This is a genomic window from Streptomyces sp. NPDC005435 (assembly GCF_040703155.1).
In the GTDB taxonomy this organism is placed as follows: Bacteria; Actinomycetota; Actinomycetes; order Streptomycetales; family Streptomycetaceae; genus Streptomyces.
The window spans coordinates 154,270-171,418 of record NZ_JBEXEQ010000006.1; the positions used below are offsets into that span (position 1 = coordinate 154,270).

General features: G+C 73.0%; 14 protein-coding genes. 2 read left to right on the forward strand and 12 right to left on the reverse strand.

Annotated elements, in window-relative coordinates; translation table 11 throughout:
* Positions 1-13 precede the first annotated feature (13 nt).
* A complete protein-coding gene (locus AB0898_RS09855; RefSeq protein WP_366802341.1) occupies positions 14-769 on the forward strand; it encodes an SIS domain-containing protein in 756 nt (251 codons plus the stop codon).
* On the opposite strand, the gene AB0898_RS09860 is transcribed toward AB0898_RS09855, so the two are convergent.
* The 3 genes from AB0898_RS09860 to pdxH all read right to left on the reverse strand — a co-directional run bounded on the left by AB0898_RS09860 (position 763) and on the right by pdxH (position 3,766).
* A complete protein-coding gene (locus AB0898_RS09860) occupies positions 763-2,139 on the reverse strand; it encodes a PAS domain-containing protein (protein ID WP_366802342.1) in 1,377 nt (458 codons plus the stop codon). The two genes, AB0898_RS09855 and AB0898_RS09860, sit on opposite strands and share 7 nt — an antisense overlap.
* A gap of 105 nt (positions 2,140-2,244) precedes the next feature.
* Positions 2,245-2,733: a GNAT family N-acetyltransferase gene (locus tag AB0898_RS09865; protein WP_366802343.1), complete on the reverse strand. Its 489-nt coding sequence runs from the start codon at positions 2,731-2,733 to the stop codon at positions 2,245-2,247.
* 346 nt (positions 2,734-3,079) lie between these two features.
* A complete protein-coding gene (gene pdxH, locus AB0898_RS09870; protein WP_366802344.1) occupies positions 3,080-3,766 on the reverse strand; it encodes a pyridoxamine 5'-phosphate oxidase in 687 nt (228 codons plus the stop codon).
* 273 nt (positions 3,767-4,039) lie between these two features.
* Here pdxH and AB0898_RS09875 point away from each other — a divergent pair, with 273 nt between their 5' ends.
* Complete coding sequence (locus tag AB0898_RS09875) at positions 4,040-5,140, forward strand: citrate synthase 2 (protein ID WP_161183696.1); 1,101 nt, start codon at positions 4,040-4,042, stop codon at positions 5,138-5,140.
* A gap of 93 nt (positions 5,141-5,233) precedes the next feature.
* On the opposite strand, the gene AB0898_RS09880 is transcribed toward AB0898_RS09875, so the two are convergent.
* From AB0898_RS09880 to AB0898_RS09920, 9 genes are all read right to left on the reverse strand, one after another.
* Entirely contained in the window at positions 5,234-6,262 is a 1,029-nt protein-coding gene (locus AB0898_RS09880) for a 2-oxoglutarate and iron-dependent oxygenase domain-containing protein (protein ID WP_366802345.1), read from the reverse strand.
* 655 nt (positions 6,263-6,917) lie between these two features.
* The gene (locus tag AB0898_RS09885; RefSeq protein WP_366802346.1) at positions 6,918-7,526 is read right to left on the reverse strand and encodes a TetR/AcrR family transcriptional regulator; all 609 of its coding nucleotides are present in this window, start codon (positions 7,524-7,526) and stop codon (positions 6,918-6,920) included.
* Positions 7,514-8,248 carry an enoyl-CoA hydratase family protein gene (locus AB0898_RS09890; RefSeq protein ID WP_366802347.1) on the reverse strand — a complete coding sequence of 245 codons (735 nt, stop codon included), beginning with the start codon at positions 8,246-8,248 and terminating at the stop codon, positions 7,514-7,516. Before AB0898_RS09890 ends, AB0898_RS09885 begins: the two co-directional genes overlap by 13 nt.
* A complete protein-coding gene (locus tag AB0898_RS09895; protein ID WP_366802348.1) occupies positions 8,245-9,813 on the reverse strand; it encodes a 4-coumarate--CoA ligase family protein in 1,569 nt (522 codons plus the stop codon). The genes AB0898_RS09890 and AB0898_RS09895 overlap by 4 nt, the downstream gene beginning before the upstream one ends.
* Before the next feature lie 22 nt (positions 9,814-9,835).
* A complete protein-coding gene (locus AB0898_RS09900) occupies positions 9,836-10,996 on the reverse strand; it encodes an acyl-CoA dehydrogenase (protein WP_366802349.1) in 1,161 nt (386 codons plus the stop codon).
* Positions 10,997-11,050: 54 nt separating this feature from the next.
* Entirely contained in the window at positions 11,051-12,901 is a 1,851-nt protein-coding gene (locus AB0898_RS09905) for a biotin carboxylase N-terminal domain-containing protein (RefSeq protein WP_366802350.1), read from the reverse strand.
* 5 nt (positions 12,902-12,906) lie between these two features.
* The gene (locus AB0898_RS09910; RefSeq protein ID WP_366802351.1) at positions 12,907-14,505 is read right to left on the reverse strand and encodes a carboxyl transferase domain-containing protein; all 1,599 of its coding nucleotides are present in this window, start codon (positions 14,503-14,505) and stop codon (positions 12,907-12,909) included.
* A 61-nt stretch (positions 14,506-14,566) separates the two neighbouring features.
* A complete protein-coding gene (locus AB0898_RS09915) occupies positions 14,567-16,234 on the reverse strand; it encodes an acyclic terpene utilization AtuA family protein (protein WP_366802475.1) in 1,668 nt (555 codons plus the stop codon).
* A 104-nt stretch (positions 16,235-16,338) separates the two neighbouring features.
* Positions 16,339-17,133 (reverse strand): TIGR03084 family metal-binding protein, encoded by a 795-nt coding sequence (locus AB0898_RS09920; protein ID WP_366802352.1) that lies wholly within the window; start codon positions 17,131-17,133, stop codon positions 16,339-16,341.
* Between the last annotated feature and the right edge of the window lie 16 nt (positions 17,134-17,149).

Here is a 17,149-nt window from a genome sequence, read left to right on the forward strand (position 1 = left end):
GAAGGGGCACCGCATGAGCGACGGCACGCCTGCCGAACTGTTCTTCGACGCCGCGGCGGAACTGCTGCGGCGGGTGCGGGAGGAGGAAGGTGGGGCCATCGCGGAGGCGGGGGTTCTGCTGGCGGACACCGTGACGGACGGGGGGCGGCTGTTCGCGTTCGGGGCGGGACACTCCTCGCTCGCGGCGCAGGACGTGGTCTACCGCGCCGGCGGCCTCGCCCTGATGAACCTGCTCGCCGTACCCGGAGTCGTCGGCGTGGACGTCGTCCCGGCCACCCTCGGCTCCGCCCTGGAGCGGGTCGACGGCCTCGCGACCGCCGTGCTGGACAGCTCACCGGCCCGCGCCGGGGACGCCCTGGTGATCATCTCGCTGTCGGGCCGCAACGCCCTGCCCGTCGAGATGGCGCGCGGCGCCCGCGAACGCGGCCTCAAGGTCATCGGCGTCACCTCCGTCGCGTACGCCACCGAGACCTCCTCCCGGCACGCCTCCGGCACCTTCCTCAAGGACCACTGCGACGTCGTGCTCGACTCGAAGATCGCGGTCGGCGACGCGGAACTGTCCCTGGACTCCGTGGCCGCGCCCTTCGCCCCGGCCTCCACTGTCGTCACCTCGGCCCTGATGCAGGCCATGATGGCCACCGCCGCCGCCGAACTGGCCGCACGCGGCGTCGAACCCCCGCTGCTGCGCTCCGGCAACGTCGACGGCGGCCACGACTGGAACACGCGGATCATGGAGAAGTACGGCGACCGGATCTTCTACCGTCACTGATCCCGCAGCGCGTCCGCCAGATCCAGCGCCGCCCCGATCCGCGCCGCCACCTCCTCCGCGTACGCCACGTCGGACCGGTCGAAGCGCCCCCGCCCCGGCCCGCGCAGAAAGGTGAGGACGCCCAGCGTGCGGCCCCGGCTGCGCAGCACGGCGCACAGCGCGTGCGCGGTGTCGGCGGGCCACAGCCGGGCCCGCGCCCACTCGCGCGGCCGCTCGGCGGGCCCCGACCCGGCGTCCACGCGTACCGTCCCGTTCCGCTCCCCGCACTGGAGCGCGGGATGCCCGGCGCCGTACCGCACCGGCAGCCCCGTGGTGCCCGGCGGCGTGTCGGGGCCGGGCGTACCGGCGGGCGTGGCGGCGAGCCGTACGAGCCGCACGGCGCCCTCGTCCGAGTCCGGCGGCGCCGGCACCGCCCGGTCGAGCAGGGCGTGGTCGGCGAAGCCCGCGAGGGCGAACTCCAGGTGGACCACGGCCGCCTCCGCCGGGTCCTCGCACTCGGCGGCGGCGCGGGCGGCGCGGTGCAGCTGGTTGGAGCGGAAGCGCAGCAGGGACGCCTCCCGCTCGCCCTGCCGGGCCTCGGTGACGTCCTGGAAGAGCCAGCCGACCCCGAGCGGCACGGGCTCCTCGGCCAGCGGCGAGGCCAGCCGTACGAAGCCGCTGCGCCAGCAGCGCCGCCGTGTCCCCTCGCCGGTGCGCACGGCCACCCACATCTCGGCGGGCCCGGGCGGCGCGCCCTCGGCCAGCACATGGGTCAGCACGCTCTCCAGCTCCTCCACACCCTGGGCGAGCAGCTCCCCGAGCGGCCGCCCGAGCGCGGAGGTGCGGCCGACCCCGAGCGCGCGGGCCGCGTGCGCGTTGACCACGGCGGGACGCAGATCCGCGTCCACCAGCACGACCCCCCACGACGCGTCCTCGAACAGCGCCTCGCTCAGCGCGATCGACCGCTCCAGGTCGATCTGCGCGTGCACCTCGCTGAAGGCGCAGTACAGCCCGGCCGGACTCCCGTCGGGCCCGCGCACGGCGGCGGACTGGGTCCGCACCAGCACCCGGCCGCCGTCCTTGGTGACCAGTGCGAACTCGTGCACCTGCCGCCCCGGCGCCCGCATCGCGGACATCAGCCGCCGCTGCACCTCCTCGGCGTCCGCGCTGCGCACCGCCCACCCGGCGAACCCCGCCCGCCCGACCGCCTCGGCCGCGCTCCAGCCGAGGATCCGCTCCGCCTCACGGTTCCAGTGGGTCACCACACCATCGGCGTCGAAGGCGCACAGAGCCGCGTCCATGCCGTCGAGGAGCGCGGCAAGCAGATCCGCTCCGCCCGGCTCCCCCGGCCCCAGCTCGTCGGTGGCCCCACCACGCCGGGAAGCACTCACCCTGGACCCCCTGGAGGCTGCGTCGGGCACACCCCTCGGCGCCCGTTCCGCTCACTGGCCTGCGTCGTTCGCCTGTCATTCAACTCGACGGTGACCCGGCACACATCACGTTCCCGCAAGATTGCGGGAATCCTTCCCCGCTTCCCCCGGCAACGGGCTCAGCCGCAGGTCCACCCACTCGTCCCGCTCCCCGTCGAGCACGTACCGCTCGGTCTCGACGAAGCCGTGCCGTACGGCGAAGCGCAGCCCGTCCCCGTTCGCCGCGAGCACGCACGTCTCGACCGCCCGCGCGCCCGCCCGGCGCGCGTGGCCGAGCGCGTGCGCGTAGAGGGCCGTGCCGAGGCCGCGCCCCCGGTACGCGGGCAGCACGCGCGCGATCACCGTCGCCACCCGGTCCTCCCCCGCCGGCGGGCGGACGGTGGAGCATCCGACCAGTGCGTCCCCGAGGTAGGCGTTCTCCAGCCGGTACCGCCCGGCCCGCTCCCGCGCGTCCCCGGCCGACAGGGCGGCCGGGGGGACGATCACGTTGTGGACGTGGCGCCACTGCTCCAGCATCGCGGCGCCGTCCACCGGCACCACCCGAAGATCCGTCATGCGCGGCAAGGTACGAGCCGGGGCCGGGCGCCGTCCACCGCGTTCCGGGGCCGGAATCCGGGGGCGCGGAAAAACAGTTGAGCCGCTCCGGGCCGGTGCCTAGGCTGCATACCAAGCAGAAGGGAGGTGATCGGGTACATGAGTGAAACCCGGACGCGCGAGGTGGCTGCGGGCTAGCGGCCCGTCACCACATCGAGATGCGGTGCCGGACCTGCGTGCGCGAGGCGCATGCGGCCGGCCAATCCATCGCAGTCACCCGACCCGTGAGCTCGCCGGTACGTCCGGCCGGCCCTCCGCCCCGGCGGAGGACCCGAGCTCACGGGTCGTCTGCGTTTTCAGGTCGGTGTCAGGGGCTCAGGCGGTCGACCGTCCAGGTGCCGTCCGGGAGGGCGGCGTAGCGCAGCCGGTCGTGGAGCCGGTTCTCGCGCCCCTGCCAGAACTCCACGGTCTCCGGGGCCACCCGGAAGCCGCCCCAGTGCGGCGGCACGGGCACCTGGGCGCCCTCGGGATAGCGGGCGCCGAGCGCGGCGTACGCCTCGTCCAGCTCGGCGCGGGAGCCGACCACCGTCGACTGCGCGCTGGCCCAGGCGCCCAGCTGGGAGCCGTGCGGACGGCTGTGGAAGTACGCGGCGGTCTCCTCGCGGCTCGTGCGGCGGGCCACGCCCGAGACGATGACCTGGCGGGCGATCGGGTGCCAGGGGAAGAGCAGCGAGATGTACGGGTTCCCGGCCAGGTCACGGGCCTTGTGCGAGTCGTAGTTGGTGTAGAAGACGAAGCCGTCGGAGTCGTAGCCCTTCATCAGGACCGTGCGGGAGCTGGGGCGGCCGCCGGGGTCCACCGTCGAGACGACCATCGCGTTGGGCTCGTACAGCGTGCCGTGGACGGCCGCGCGGGCGGCGTCCGCGAACCAGCGGGCGAACTGGTCCATCGGGTGGCCCGCGAGTTCCGTCGTATCGAGCCCCCGGGCGCGGTACTGCTTGCGCATGAACGCGGGGTCGGTGGCGGGGTCGGGCATCGTGTCGCGATCGGTCACGCGGCCATCCTGCCGTACGGGGGCGTACGGGCCACCGGCGCGCTTCCGGAGCACCCCGGGTGCGCTCCCGGGCGCCCCGGCGCACTTTCCCGGGCGTCGCGCACCGGCTCGCCCCCGCCACGTCCCCCTAACGTGGCACTCAGTGCCGCAAGGTCTCCCCAAAAGTGGCACTCAGGGCTATCGTGCTGGTTCCCGCCCCGTCTCCGGGTGACCCCCGGCCGTACGGGGCATGACCGGTGTGACCGCCGCCGACCCAGCATGAGGAGCCGCCTTATGTCCGAGTTCGTACCCGGGCTAGAGGGAGTCGTCGCCTTCGAGACGGAGATCGCCGAGCCGGACAAGGAGGGCGGCGCCCTGCGGTACCGGGGCGTCGACATCGAGGACCTGGTCGGGCACGTCTCCTTCGGGAACGTGTGGGGGCTGCTGGTCGACGGCGCCTTCGACCCCGGTCTGCCGCCCGCCGAGCCGTTCCCGATCCCGGTGCACTCCGGGGACATCCGGGTGGACGTGCAGTCCGCGCTGGCCATGCTCGCCCCCGTGTGGGGCCTGAAACCGCTGCTGGACATCGACGCCGAGCAGGCCCGCGACGACCTCGCCCGCGCCGCCGTCATGGCGCTGTCCTACGTCGCCCAGTCCGCGCGCGGGCAGGGCCTGCCGATGGTGCCGCAGAACGAGATCGACAAGGCGCGGTCGGTGGTCGAGCGGTTCATGATCCGCTGGCGCGGGGAGCCGGACCCGAAGCATGTCGCCGCCGTCGACGCGTACTGGACCTCGGCCGCCGAGCACGGCATGAACGCGTCCACCTTCACCGCCCGGGTCATCGCCTCCACCGGCGCGGATGTCGCCGCCGCGCTCTCCGGTGCCGTGGGCGCCATGTCCGGTCCCCTCCATGGCGGGGCGCCCTCCCGGGTGCTCGGCATGATCGAGGAAATCGAGCAGACCGGGGACGCGGAGGGGTGGGTACGGCAGGCCCTCGACCGGGGTGAGCGGCTCATGGGGTTCGGGCACCGGGTCTACCGGGCCGAGGACCCCCGGGCGCGGGTCCTGCGGCGCACCGCGCGGGAGCTGGGGGCGCCTCGGTACGAGATCGCGGAGGCGCTGGAGAAGGCGGCGCTGGAGGAGCTCCACAATCGGCGGCCGGATCGCGTGCTTGCCACTAACGTGGAGTTTTGGGCGGCTATTCTGCTCGACTTCGCGGAGGTGCCGGCGCACATGTTCACGTCGATGTTCACGTGCGCGAGGACCGCTGGGTGGTCGGCGCACATTCTTGAGCAGAAGCGGACGGGGCGCCTGGTGCGGCCTTCGGCGAAGTACGTCGGTCCTAGTTCGCGTCGGCCGGAGGACATCCCTGGGTTTGCGGGGATCGCTCACTGAATTCGCCCACTGAGATGGGTTGTCGGGGCGCGTGGGCGGCTGCGGGATCGTTGTGGTTGATCGCGCAGTTCCCCGCGCCCCCAGGCAACCTGCTCAGGCCGGTGTCAAGAGGCTCGCGTGGTGGCGCTCGGCCACCAAGGGATGAGCGCGGACCTTCCCCTTCCACTCATTGAGCCCATATTCCGCGTACAGGGGGTTCGTCGGGTCCGTCGTCACGCCCGGCGCGGTGTCCGCGTGCGGGAAGGGCAGTGGGGCGATCTTCGCGTTCAGGCGGGGGTTGTAGAAGAACGGGACCGAGTAGCGTTCCGTGGCTCCGGGCGGGCTGACCACGCGGTGGTTGGTGGCGAGGAGGTAGCCGTTGGTGGCGACCTCCAGGAGTTCGCCGAGGTTCACCACGAACGCGCCGTCCAGCGGCGGGACTTCGTGGAAGCGGCCGTCCTCGCGCTGGACCTGGAGGCCGCCGACGGAGTCCTGGAGGAGCAGGGTGAGGAAGCCGTAGTCCTTGTGGGCGCCGACGCCTTGGTCGGTGCCGTCGCCCGCGCTGCCGGGGTAGCGGACGAGCTTGAGGTGCGGGTGGGCGTGCGCGCCGAAGGCCGGGTCGTAGAAGTCGGCCGGGGCGCCGATGGCGGTCAGCAGCTCGTGCAGCAGGCGCTCGGCGACGGAGCTGAGCCTGTCGATCCAGGCGAGGGCGGCGCTGCGCAGCTCGGGCAGGGCGGCGGGCCACTGGTTGGGGCCCTGGAGCCACCAGTACGGCGGCTCGTCCGGGCCGGGGACGCGGGCGGGGCGCTCGGCGCCGATGTCGAGCTGGTCGCGCCAGTCGCGGGCGCCGGCCGTGCGCTCGTCGCCGGTGCGCGTATAGCCCCGGAAATGCGGGGAGTTGACGTTGTCCAGGGCGAGCCGGTCGGCCTCGGGCAGCGCGAAGAAGGCCCGCATCGCGGTGAGCAGCGCGTCGGTCTCCTGCCGGGTCACGCCGTGCCCGACGAGCTGGAAGAAGCCCACGTCATGGGCGGCCGAGTGCAGCTGCTCGTGCAGCCGCGCCCGGTCCTCGGGGCCGCGGTCGGCGGCCGACAGGTCGATGATCGGGAGCTGTGCGTACGACGGGTTCGTCGCGGGATTCGTCATGGGTGCGTCCGCGTGGTTACGGGGCACGGGCAGCCGCGAGGGGTGGGCGGCCCCCGGGTGCCGGAAAGGAAGAGACGAGGAAAAAAGGGGGGCTGGGTCAGGCGGAACGCCGACAGCCCATGCTCGTGACGCGCACGTAGTCCACGTGGCGGCGGCGAACGAGCATCGGAAGCATGGGCCAAGAGTACTGCGATGCCCGGAATACGGGTGTGACGGGCGTCACCCGCCCGACAGGTCCCCGCACCTCAGAACTTGCCCCACTCCGGCAGCGGGACGCGGGCCGCGCAGGAGCCGCACTCCACATCGGCCGTGCCGGTCGCCTCCCAGAGGTCCATGGCGCGGTCGAAGGGCTCGCTCGCCCCCTCGACCGGTGGACGGCGAGCCCGTCGGCAGGCGCCCACCGGGCGTCGGCCGCCGGGGCCACCGCCCGGTCCCAGCGCGGGCCCGGCGGGTGGCCGGGTCCCGGTCCGAGCAGGCACTCGGTCCACTCGGCACGCACGATGCCCTCACTCACCAGCCGACCGATCACACGCGCGGCGAGGCCGGACGCGTCCGCTTCGGTGGCGTCGAGGTCGACGATGATCTGGAAGTGGTCCCCCATGCCGTACCTGCCGGCACCGGCCACTGACAACGGCGCCCGCACGAGCCCCGGGGCCTACTCCCCCAGCGCCCCGTCGAGCAGTACGGCCCACTGCGCCACGACCCGCTCGCGGCGCGCGGTGTCATCCGTGAGGAGGGTGGCGAGGCCCAGGCCGCGAGCCATGTCGAGGAAGCCCTGCACGGTCTCGCGGACGCCGGGGCGGGACTCGTCGGCGTCGAGGAGTTCGACGGCGATGCGGTGGCACTCGCGGCCGACGCGGGCCTCCAACTCGGTGACGCGTCCGCGTAGTTGCTCCTCGTCCGAGGCGGCCACCCACAGGTGCAGGGCGGCCCGGAAGAGCGGCCCGGTGAAGAGGCCGACCAGGGCGGCGACGACGGCCCGCCGGTCGCCGGGGGCGTCGGGGAACAGCTCGCGCAGCGCGACGGAGCGGCTCTCCGCCACGTACTCGACGGCGGCGGTGAACAGGTCCTCGCGGGTGGGGAAGTGGTGCTGCGCGGCGCCCCGGGAGACGCCCGCGCGCTCGGCGACGACCGCGACCGTGGAGCCCGCCCAGCCGTACTCGGCGAGGCAGGCCACGGCGGCCTCCAGGAGCCGCTGCCGGGTGGCCCGGCTGCGGTCCTGCTTGGGTACGCGGTCGCGTTCCGCCGTACTCACACCACCCATGCCGCATCCCGTCTTTCCAGGAAGGCCGTCATCCCCTCCCGGGCCTCCGGGGCGGAGAACAGCCGGGCCGAGAGAGCGGTCAAGTCCGCCGCTTCCCGGTCGAATGTCTCCAGCACCCTAGCCGTGAGCAGCCGTTTCGTCGCGGCCAGGGCCTCGGGCGAGGAGCGGCGCAGACCGTCGAGGACGGGCGCGAGCACATCGTCCACGTCGTCCCCGGCGGCGGTCAGCAGGCCGAGCCGTACGGCCTCGGCGGGGCCGAAGCGCTCGCCGGTGAGGTAGTAACGGGCGACCGCGCGCGGGTCGGCGCGCGGCAGCACCGGCAGGGAGATCACCGCCGGGGCGACCCCGATCCGTACCTCGGTGAACGCGAAGGTGGCCCCGGCGGAGGCCGCCGCGATGTCACAGGCGGCGAGCAGTCCGAGCCCGCCCGCGCGGACATGCCCGGTGACCCGCGCCACCACCGGCTTGGGCAGCTCCACGATCTGCCGCAACAGCCCTACCAGCGCCTCCGGTTGGGGAGGGTCACGCAGATCCGCGCCCGCGCAGAACGTGCCCCCGGTGTGGGTGAGGACGACCGCCCGGACGCCGGGGTCCTTCGCGCAGCCCTCCAGGGCGTCGGCGAGCGCGGCGACCAGGGGTGCGGAGAGGGCGTTGCGGGTGTCCGGGGAGTCCAGGCTCAGGATTTCCATGGCCCGTTCGCGGGACCGTCCGACAAGTGTCATGACTTCTCCCGCAGTTCGCGGCGCAGGATCTTCCCGGAGGCCGCGCGCGGTACGGAGTCGGTGAAGGTCACCCGGCGTACCCGCTTGTACGGCGCGACGCGCTCGGCGACGTACAACATCACGTCGTTCTCGCCGAGTTCGGGCGTGTCCGGGCGGCGGACGACGAAGGCGTGCGGGATCTCGTTGCCCTCGTCGTTGAGGGCGCCGACGACGGCCGCGTCCGCGATGCCGGGGTGGGTCAGCAGCAGCGCCTCCAGTTCGGCGGGTGCCACCTGGAAGCCCTTGTACTTGATGAGCTCCTTCACCCGGTCCACCACGAACAGCCAGCCGTCCGCGTCGACTTGGCCCACGTCGCCGGTGTGCAGCCAGCCCTCGGCGTCGATCGTCGCGGCGGTGGCGTCGGGCCGGTTGAGATAGCCCTTCATCACCTGAGGGCCCCGGATCAGGATCTCGCCGGCCTCACCGGTGCCGAGGTCCTTGCCGGGGTCGTCCAGGGACACGATCCGCATCTCGGTGCCCGCGATCAGCTTGCCGGCCGTACCGGGCGGGGCCTCGCGCAGCAGGTCGAGCGGGACGACATGGGTGCCGGGCGACAGCTCGGTCATGCCGTACGCCTGCCCGATCGGCGGCAGCCCGAGCCGCTCGGCGCAGGCCGCGGCGAGGGCGGCGTCCAGCGGGGCGGCGGCGCTGATCACGTACTTCAGGGACGACAGGTCGTACCGCTCGACCGAGGGGTGCTTGGCGAGGGCGAGGACGATCGGGGGCGCGACGTAGAGGCCGGTGATGCGGTGGGTCTCGATGGCCGCGAGGAAGGTGTCCAGCTCGAAGCGGGGCAGCACGACGACGGTGGCGCCCTGCCGCAGGGGCGCGTTCATCAGGGCGGTGAGGCCGTAGATGTGGAAGAGCGGGAGCACGGCCAGGACGCGGTCGCCCGGCTCCGCCCTGATGGCGGGCTCCAGTTGAACGAGGTTGGTGACGATCTGCCGGTGGGTGAGCATCACACCCTTGGGCACGCCGGTGGTGCCGGAGGAGTACGGCAGTACGGCGATGTCCTCGGCCGGGTCGAGGGCCATCTCCGGCTCGGGCCCGGTGCTCGCCAGCATGTCGATGAGGGAGCGGTGTCCGGGCGCGCTGTCGCACACGATGATCTCGCGTACTCCGCCCGCGAGTTGGGCGGCCCGGCGGGCGGCAGGGAGCAGCGGGGAGACGGTGACGATCCAGCGCGCCCCGCTGTCCTCCAGCTGCCGGGCGAACTCCTCCGGTGTCGAGAGCGGGTGCACGGTGGTGACGGTGGCTCCCGCCCGGGTGGCCGCGTAGAACGCCGGCGGGAACGCGAGGGTGTTGGGGCTGTGCAGGGCGAGCACGTCCCCCTTGCGCACCCCGGCCTCCGCGAACGCGGCCGCCAACCGGCGGTGGAACCGGTCCAGTTGCTCGTAGGTCAGGATCGTGCCGTCGGTGCCGTCGATCAGCGCGGGCCGGTCCCCGAAGGCACCGGCACCGCCCAGCACGGCGTCGTGGACGGGGAGTTCTACGGGCGGTACGTCGTCGTACGCGCTGTGGAACACGGTTCCTCCAACCGGACGGTTCCTAGTAGGACTTGGGGAGGCCGAGGGTCTGGTGGGAGATGTAGTTGAGGATCATCTCCCGGCTCACCGGGGCGATACGGGCCACCCGGGACCCGGTGATCAGCGAGGCGAGCCCGAACTCGCGGGTGAGGCCGTTGCCGCCGAGGGTGTGCACGGCCTGGTCGACCGCCTTCACACAGGCTTCCCCGGCCGCGTACTTGGCCATGTTGGCGGCCTCGCCCGCGCCGATGTCGTCCCCGGCGTCGTAGAGCAGGGCGGCCTTCCGCATCATCAACTTGGCCAGTTCCAGGTCGATGTGGGCCTGCGCGAGGGGGTGGGCGATGGCCTGGTGGGCGCCGATGGGGACGTTCCACACCGTGCGCTCGCGGGCGTACTCCACGGCCCGGTCGAGCGCGTAACGCCCCATGCCGATCGCGAACGCGGCCGTCATGATCCGCTCGGGATTCAGCCCGGCGAAGAGCTGGAGCAGCCCCGCGTCCTCGTCGCCCACAAGGGCGTCGGCGGGCAGCCGTACGTCGTCCAGGACCAGCTCGAACTGCTTCTCGGCGGCGTTGACTTCCATGTCGATCTGGTGACGCGTGAAGCCGTCCGCGTCGCGCGGGACGATGAACAGACACGGCTTGAGCCTGCCCGTGCGGGCGTCCTCGGTGCGGCCGACGATCAGCGTGGCGTCCGCCTGGTCGACTCCCGACACGAAGACCTTGCGGCCGGTGAGCAGCCAGTCGTTGCCGTCGCGGCGGGCGGTCGTGGTGATGCGGTGGGAGTTGGAGCCGGCGTCGGGTTCGGTGATGCCGAAGGCCATCGTGCGGGTGCCGTCGGCTATTCCGGGAAGCCAGGCGCGCTTCTGCTCTTCCGTGCCGAAGCGGGCGATCACCGTTCCGCAGATGGCCGGGGAGACGATGAGCATGAGGAGGGGGGCGCCTGCGGTCCCCAACTCCTCCAGGACGAGGGAGAGTTCGGTTATGCCGCCGCCTCCGCCGCCGTGTTCCTCCGGGAGGTTGACGCCGAGGTAGCCGAGTTTTCCTGCCTCGGACCAGAGTTCTGTGGGGTGGCGGCCCTCGGTTATGGCTCGCGTGATGTAGTCGCGGCCGTAGCGCTTGCCCAGGGCGGCGACCGCCTTGCGGAGTGACCGGTGTTCTTCGGATTCGATGAGGGGGGTCATGCGAGTCCTTCCCGTGCGGGTTGTCGGTGGCTGGTCGCGCAGTTCCCCGCGCCCCTAGGGGGAGTTGTCCTCGACCACCGCCAGAAGGGCGCCCATCTCCACTTGCTGTCCTACCGCCACCGGCAGGGTCGTCAGGGTGCCGTTCGTCGGGGCCGTGATCAGGTGTTGCATCTTCATCGCTTCCAGCCAGATCAGGGGCTGGCCGGGCTGGACCTCGGTGCCCTCGGTCAAGTTCTCCGCGATGCGGACGACCGTGCCGGGCATCGGGGCGAGGAGGGAGCCGGGGGCGTGGTCGGGGCGGGGGGCGGGGAAGCGGGGCAGGGCCGTGAGGGGGGTGGTGTTGACGTGGACCTGGGTGCCGTAGCGGGCGATGTCGAACTTCCGCTCCACGCCGTCCACTTCGAGGACGACCAGGGTGGGTTCGGCGCGGACCACGCGGACGCCGTCAGCCGCGAGGCCCGTCCGGGTGTGCCGGTAGGCCGCCTCGACCTCGTCGCCCGCCATCTCGTACCGCTTCACCTGCGGAGCCGACGGCACATTGCGCCAGCCGCCGAACCGGGAGCGGCCCGAGGCGTCCGCGAGGGCGGCGGCCAGGGGGGCGTACGGGTCGGCGGCGGGCTCGGTGAGGGTGGCGAGGTGGCGGTCGTAGAAACCGGTGTCCATGCGGGCGGTGGTGAACTCCGGGTGCCGCAGCGAGCGGACGAGCAGGTCGCGGTTGGTGACCGGGCCGTGGACCGCGGCCCGCTCCAGGGCGCCGGCGAGGGCGCGGACGGCCTCCGCGCGGGTCGGCGCGTGGGCGACCGCCTTGGCGAGCATCGGGTCGTAGTGCACGCCGACCGTGTCGCCGTCGCCGTAGCCGGCGTCCAGGCGCACGCCCGGTACGGCGAGCCGGTGCAGGGTGCCGGTCTGCGGGGCGAAGCCGCGGGCCGGGTCCTCGGCGTAGAGGCGGGCCTCGACGGCGTGCCCGCGCGCGGCCGGCGGGTCGAGGGACAGGGCGTGACCCTCGGCGATCCGGAGCTGCTCGGCCACCAGATCGAGCCCGAACACCGCCTCCGTGACGGGGTGTTCCACCTGGAGGCGGGTGTTCATCTCCAGGAAGTGCGCGCGGCCGTCGGCCACCAGGAACTCGACGGTGCCCGCGCCCTCGTAGGACACGGCGCGGGCGGCCCGTACGGCCATGGCGTAGAGCTTCTCGGTGAGCGCGGGCGGCAGGCCCGGCGCCGGGGCCTCCTCGATCACCTTCTGGTGGCGGCGCTGGAGGGAGCAGTCGCGGGTGCCGAGGGTCCAGACGGTGCCATGGGTGTCGGCGAGGATCTGCACCTCGACATGGCGGCCGCGCTCGATGTACGGCTCGACGAACACCTCCCCGTCCCCGAAGGCGCTCGCGGCCTCGGCGCGGGCGGCCTCCAGCGCACCCGGCAGCTCCTCCAGGCCGCGTACGACGCGCATCCCGCGCCCGCCGCCGCCCGCCGCGGCCTTGACCAGCACGGGGAGGTCTGCCTGGGTGACGGCGGCCGCGTCGAGCGGGGCGACGCCCATCAGCTCCTTGGCGCGGGTCTTGGACGCCATCGCCTCGATCGCCTCGTGCGGCGGTCCGATCCAGACCAGTCCGGCGTCGAGGACGGCGCGGGCGAAGTCGGCGTTCTCGGAGAGGAAGCCGTAGCCGGGGTGCACGGCGTCGGCGCCCGCCGCGAGGGCGGCCTTCACGATGAGGTCGCCGCGCAGATACGTCTCGGCGGGGGCCGCGCCCGGCAGCCGTACCGCTGTGTCGGCCACACATGTGTGCAGCGCACCCTCGTCCGCGTCGGAATGTATGGCGACCGTACGGATGCCCAGGTCGGCGCAGGTGCGGAAGATCCGGCAGGCGATCTCGCCCCGGTTGGCCACGAGCAGGGTGGAAATCATGGGCCTCACATCCGGAAGACGCCGAAGCCGCCATGGGCGCCCTCGTAGGGGGCGGTGTGTATGGCGGACAGACATATGCCGAGGACGGTTCGGGTGTCGCGGGGATCTATGACGCCGTCGTCGTAGAGCCGCCCGGACAGGAACATGGGCAGCGACTCGGACTCGATCTGCTGCTCCACCATGGCGCGCAGCGCGGCGTCGGCCTCCTCGTCGTACGGCTGTCCCTTGGCCGCCGCCGACTGCCGGGCCACGATCGACAGCACCCCGGCGAGCTGCTGGGGCCCCATGACGGCGGACTTGGCGCCGGGCCAGGCGAACAGGAAGCGGGGGTCGTAGGCGCGGCCGCACATGCCGTAGTGCCCGGCGCCGTAGGACGCGCCCATGAGGACGGAGAGGTGGGGGACCTTCGAGTTGGACACCGCGTTGATCATCATGGCGCCGTGCTTGATGATCCCGCCCTGTTCGTACTCCTTGCCGACCATGTAGCCGGTGGTGTTGTGCAGGAACAGCAGCGGGACGTCGCGCTGGTTGGCGAGCTGGATGAACTGGGCCGCCTTCTGCGACTCCTCGCTGAACAGCACCCCGCGCGCGTTGGCCAGGATGCCCACCGGGTAGCCGTGCAGCTCGGCCCAGCCGGTGACCAGGCTCGTGCCGTACAGCGGCTTGAACTCGTCGAAGTCGGACGCGTCGGCGATACGGGCGATCACCTCACGCGGGTCGAAGGGGGTGCGCAGATCGCCGGGGACGATCCCGAGCAGCTCCTCCGGGTCGTACTTCGGCGGCTCGGCCGGGCCCGGATCGCCGTGCGCCTTGCGGTGGTTGAGCCGCGCGACCACCCGGCGGGCCTGCCGGATCGCGTCCCGCTCGTCCACCGCGAAGTGATCGGCGAGGCCGGAGGTGCGGGCGTGCATCTCGGCGCCGCCCAGCGACTCGTCGTCGCTCTCCTCACCGGTCGCCATCTTCACCAGCGGCGGGCCGCCGAGGAACACCTTCGCCCGTTCCTTGACCATGATCACGTGGTCGGACATGCCGGGGATGTACGCGCCGCCCGCCGTGGAGTTGCCGAACACGACGGCGACGGTCGGTATGCCCGCCGCCGACAGCCGGGTCAGGTCCCGGAAGATCGCCCCGCCCGGGATGAAGATCTCCTTCTGCGAGGGAAGATCGGCCCCGCCGGACTCGACCAGGCTGATGCAGGGCAGCCGGTTGACGCGGGCGATCTCGTTGGCCCGCAGTGCCTTCTTCAGACTCCACGGGTTGCTCGCGCCGCCCCGCACGGTCGGGTCGTTGGCGGTGATCAGGCACTCCACGCCCTCCACCACCCCGATCCCGGTCACGAGCGACGCCCCGACCGTGTACTCGCTCCCCCACCCGGCCAGCGGCGACAGCTCCAGGAACGGCGTGTCGGGATCGAGCAGCAATTCGATCCGCTCCCGCGCGAGCAGCTTCCCGCGCTTACGGTGCCGGGCCACATATTTCTCCCCACCACCCGCGAGCGCCTTCCCATGTTCGGCCTCCAGCTCGGCCAGCTTGCCGAGCATGGCCTCACGGTTGGCCTGGAAGTCGGGGGCGGCGGGGTCGAGGGAGGTGGGGAGGAGGGTCATGGGCGGGCCTCCGGGGGACGGGGGGTGGTGGGGTGTGCGGGACCGGTGCTCGCCCCGGCCCTCACAGCAGCACCTCCGGGATGTCCACATGCCGGGAGCGGAGCCATTCGCCGAGGGCCTTGGCCTGGGGGTCGAAGCGGTGGCGGGCGGCGACTCCGGCGCCGAGGACGCCGGTGACGACGAAGTTGAGGGCGCGCAGGTGGGGCAGTACGTGCCGGGTGACGGGCAGGTCGCGGGCCTCGGGGATCAGCTCGCGGAACCTCTCGACGGTCAGCTCGTGCGCGAGCCAGCGCCAGGCGTCGTCGGACCGGGCCCACACACCGACGTTGGCGTCCCCGCCCTTGTCCCCGCTGCGGGCCCCTGCGAGCAGTCCGAGGGGAGCGCGGCGGGTGGGGCCGTCGCCGGCCGGGAGGGGGTCGGGGAGGGCCGGTTCCGGTACGTCGTCGAGGGGGCGCGTGTCCTGGGGTGGCGCCACATGGATGCGGCGACCGTCGGGGAGGACGGCCATATGGTCGACGGCACCATGGGGCACGAACACACCCTCGAAGACCCCATAGGGATCGCCCTTCCCAGGTGGTGCCAGCACATGGAAGCCGGGGTAACTGGCGAGGGCCAGCTCGATCGCCGCCCCGCTCAGCGCGCGCCCCACGACCTGGGGGTCACCGTCCCGTACGACGAGCCGCAGGAGGGCGGTCGCCGTCTCCTCGGTGCCGGCGTCGGGACGGTCGGTCCGCACCAGTTCCCAACGAGTCTCCGCCGGAGGTGACTTGGCGAGCGCGCCGCTCATCTGCTCCCGTACCAGCGCCGCCTTGGCCTCGATGTCGAGCCCGGTCAGGGCGAAGGCGACCTCGTTGCGGAATCCGCCGAGCCGGTTGAGCCCCACCTTGAGCGTGGGCGGGGGCGCCTCTCCCTTCACGCCGGTGATCCGCACCCGGTCGGGCCCGTCCTGGCGGAGCCGTACGGAATCCAGCCGGGCGGTGACATCGGGCCCCGCGTACCGCGCGCCCCCCGTCTCGTACAGGAGCTGCGCGGTGACCGTCCCGGTGTCCACGAAGCCGCCGGTGCCGGGGTGTTTGGTGATGACGCTGCTGCCGTCGGCGTGGATCTCGGCCAGCGGGAAGCCGGGACGGCGTACGTCACCGTCCCCGAAGAACGCGTAGTTGCCGCCCGTCGCCTGGGTCCCGCACTCCAGCACATGTCCCGCGACCACGGCCCCGGCGAGCCGGTCGTACTCCCCCGGCCCCCAGCCGAAGTGCGCGGCGGCGGGACCGGTGACGAGGGCCGCGTCGGTCACCCGGCCGGTGATCACGATGTCGGCCCCCGCGCGCAGACACTCCGCGATGCCGAAGCCGCCGAGGTAGGCATGTGCGGCGAGCACACCAGGATGGGCGGCGGTGAGGTCGTCCCCCTCCACATGTGCGACACGCACAGGTATTCCGAGCCGGTCCGCCAGTCCCCGTACCGCGTCCGCGAGCCCTGCCGGATTGAGCCCGCCCGCGTTGGTGACGATCCGCACCCCCCGCTCGTGCACGAGCCCGAGACAGTCCTCCAACTGGCGCGGAAACGTACGGGCGTACCCGGCGGCCGGGTCCTTCAGCCGGTCGCGGGCGAGGATCAGCATGGTGAGTTCGGCGAGGTAGTCACCGGTGAGGACGTCCACCTCGCCACCGGTGAGCATCTCGCGCAGGGCATCGGCACGGTCGCCGTAGAAGCCGGAGAAGTTGCCGATGCGGAGGGGGGCGACGGGGGTCGCTCCGGCGAGCGTCGCCTCGGCGGCGGAGGTCGCCTCGGTGGCCGGAGTCCCCTCGGTGGCCGGAGTCCCCTCGGGCGGGGTCACCGGCCCGCCTCCCCCGGTGCGCGTCCCTGTCCCGGCGGACCGGCGAAGGCCTGCGCGATGTCCAGCCACCGGTCGGCGTCCGGCCCGGCCGCGACCAGCGCCAGGTCGGCGCGGTGGGCGCGCTGTGTGACCAGCAGGCAGAAGTCGAGGGCGGGACCGGTGACACGCTGCGGGGCGTCGGGCGGCCCGTAGGACCACACCTCGCCGGACGGGCTCACGAGTTCGACCCGGAACTCCTCGCCGGGCGGGGTGAGTCCGTGCACCCCGTGGGCGAAGTCCCGCGTACGCACACCGAGTCGCGCCACATGCCGGAGCCGGTCCGTGGGTGTCCGCACCACACCCAGCGCCTCGGCGACATCCAGCCCATGCGCCCAGGTCTCCATGATCCGGGCCGTAGCCATAGAGGCGGCGGACATGTGGGGCCCGTACCAGGGGAACCGCGCCCCGGCCGGCGCCTCCCGCAACGCCCGCTCCAGCGCGGCCCGGTCCGCACGCCACCCCGCCAGCAGCTCGTCGGGCGCGAGCCGCGCCCCGTCCTCCGCGCCCTCGTCCACGAAGGCCCCGGGCGCGGCGAACGCCTTCTCCACCAGCACCCGGAAACCGTCGGGATCGGTCACCGCGATCAACGCGGACCGGTCGGTCCAGGCGAGATGCGCGATCTGATGGGCCACGGTCCAGCCGGGCGCGGGGGTGGGCAACGCCCACTGCTCCGCACTCAACTCCCCTACCAATAGATCGAGTTCATCACTCTCGGCACGCAAATCGTCAATGACGGGCGTCGGGTCGGCCATGGAGGGGAGCATGGCA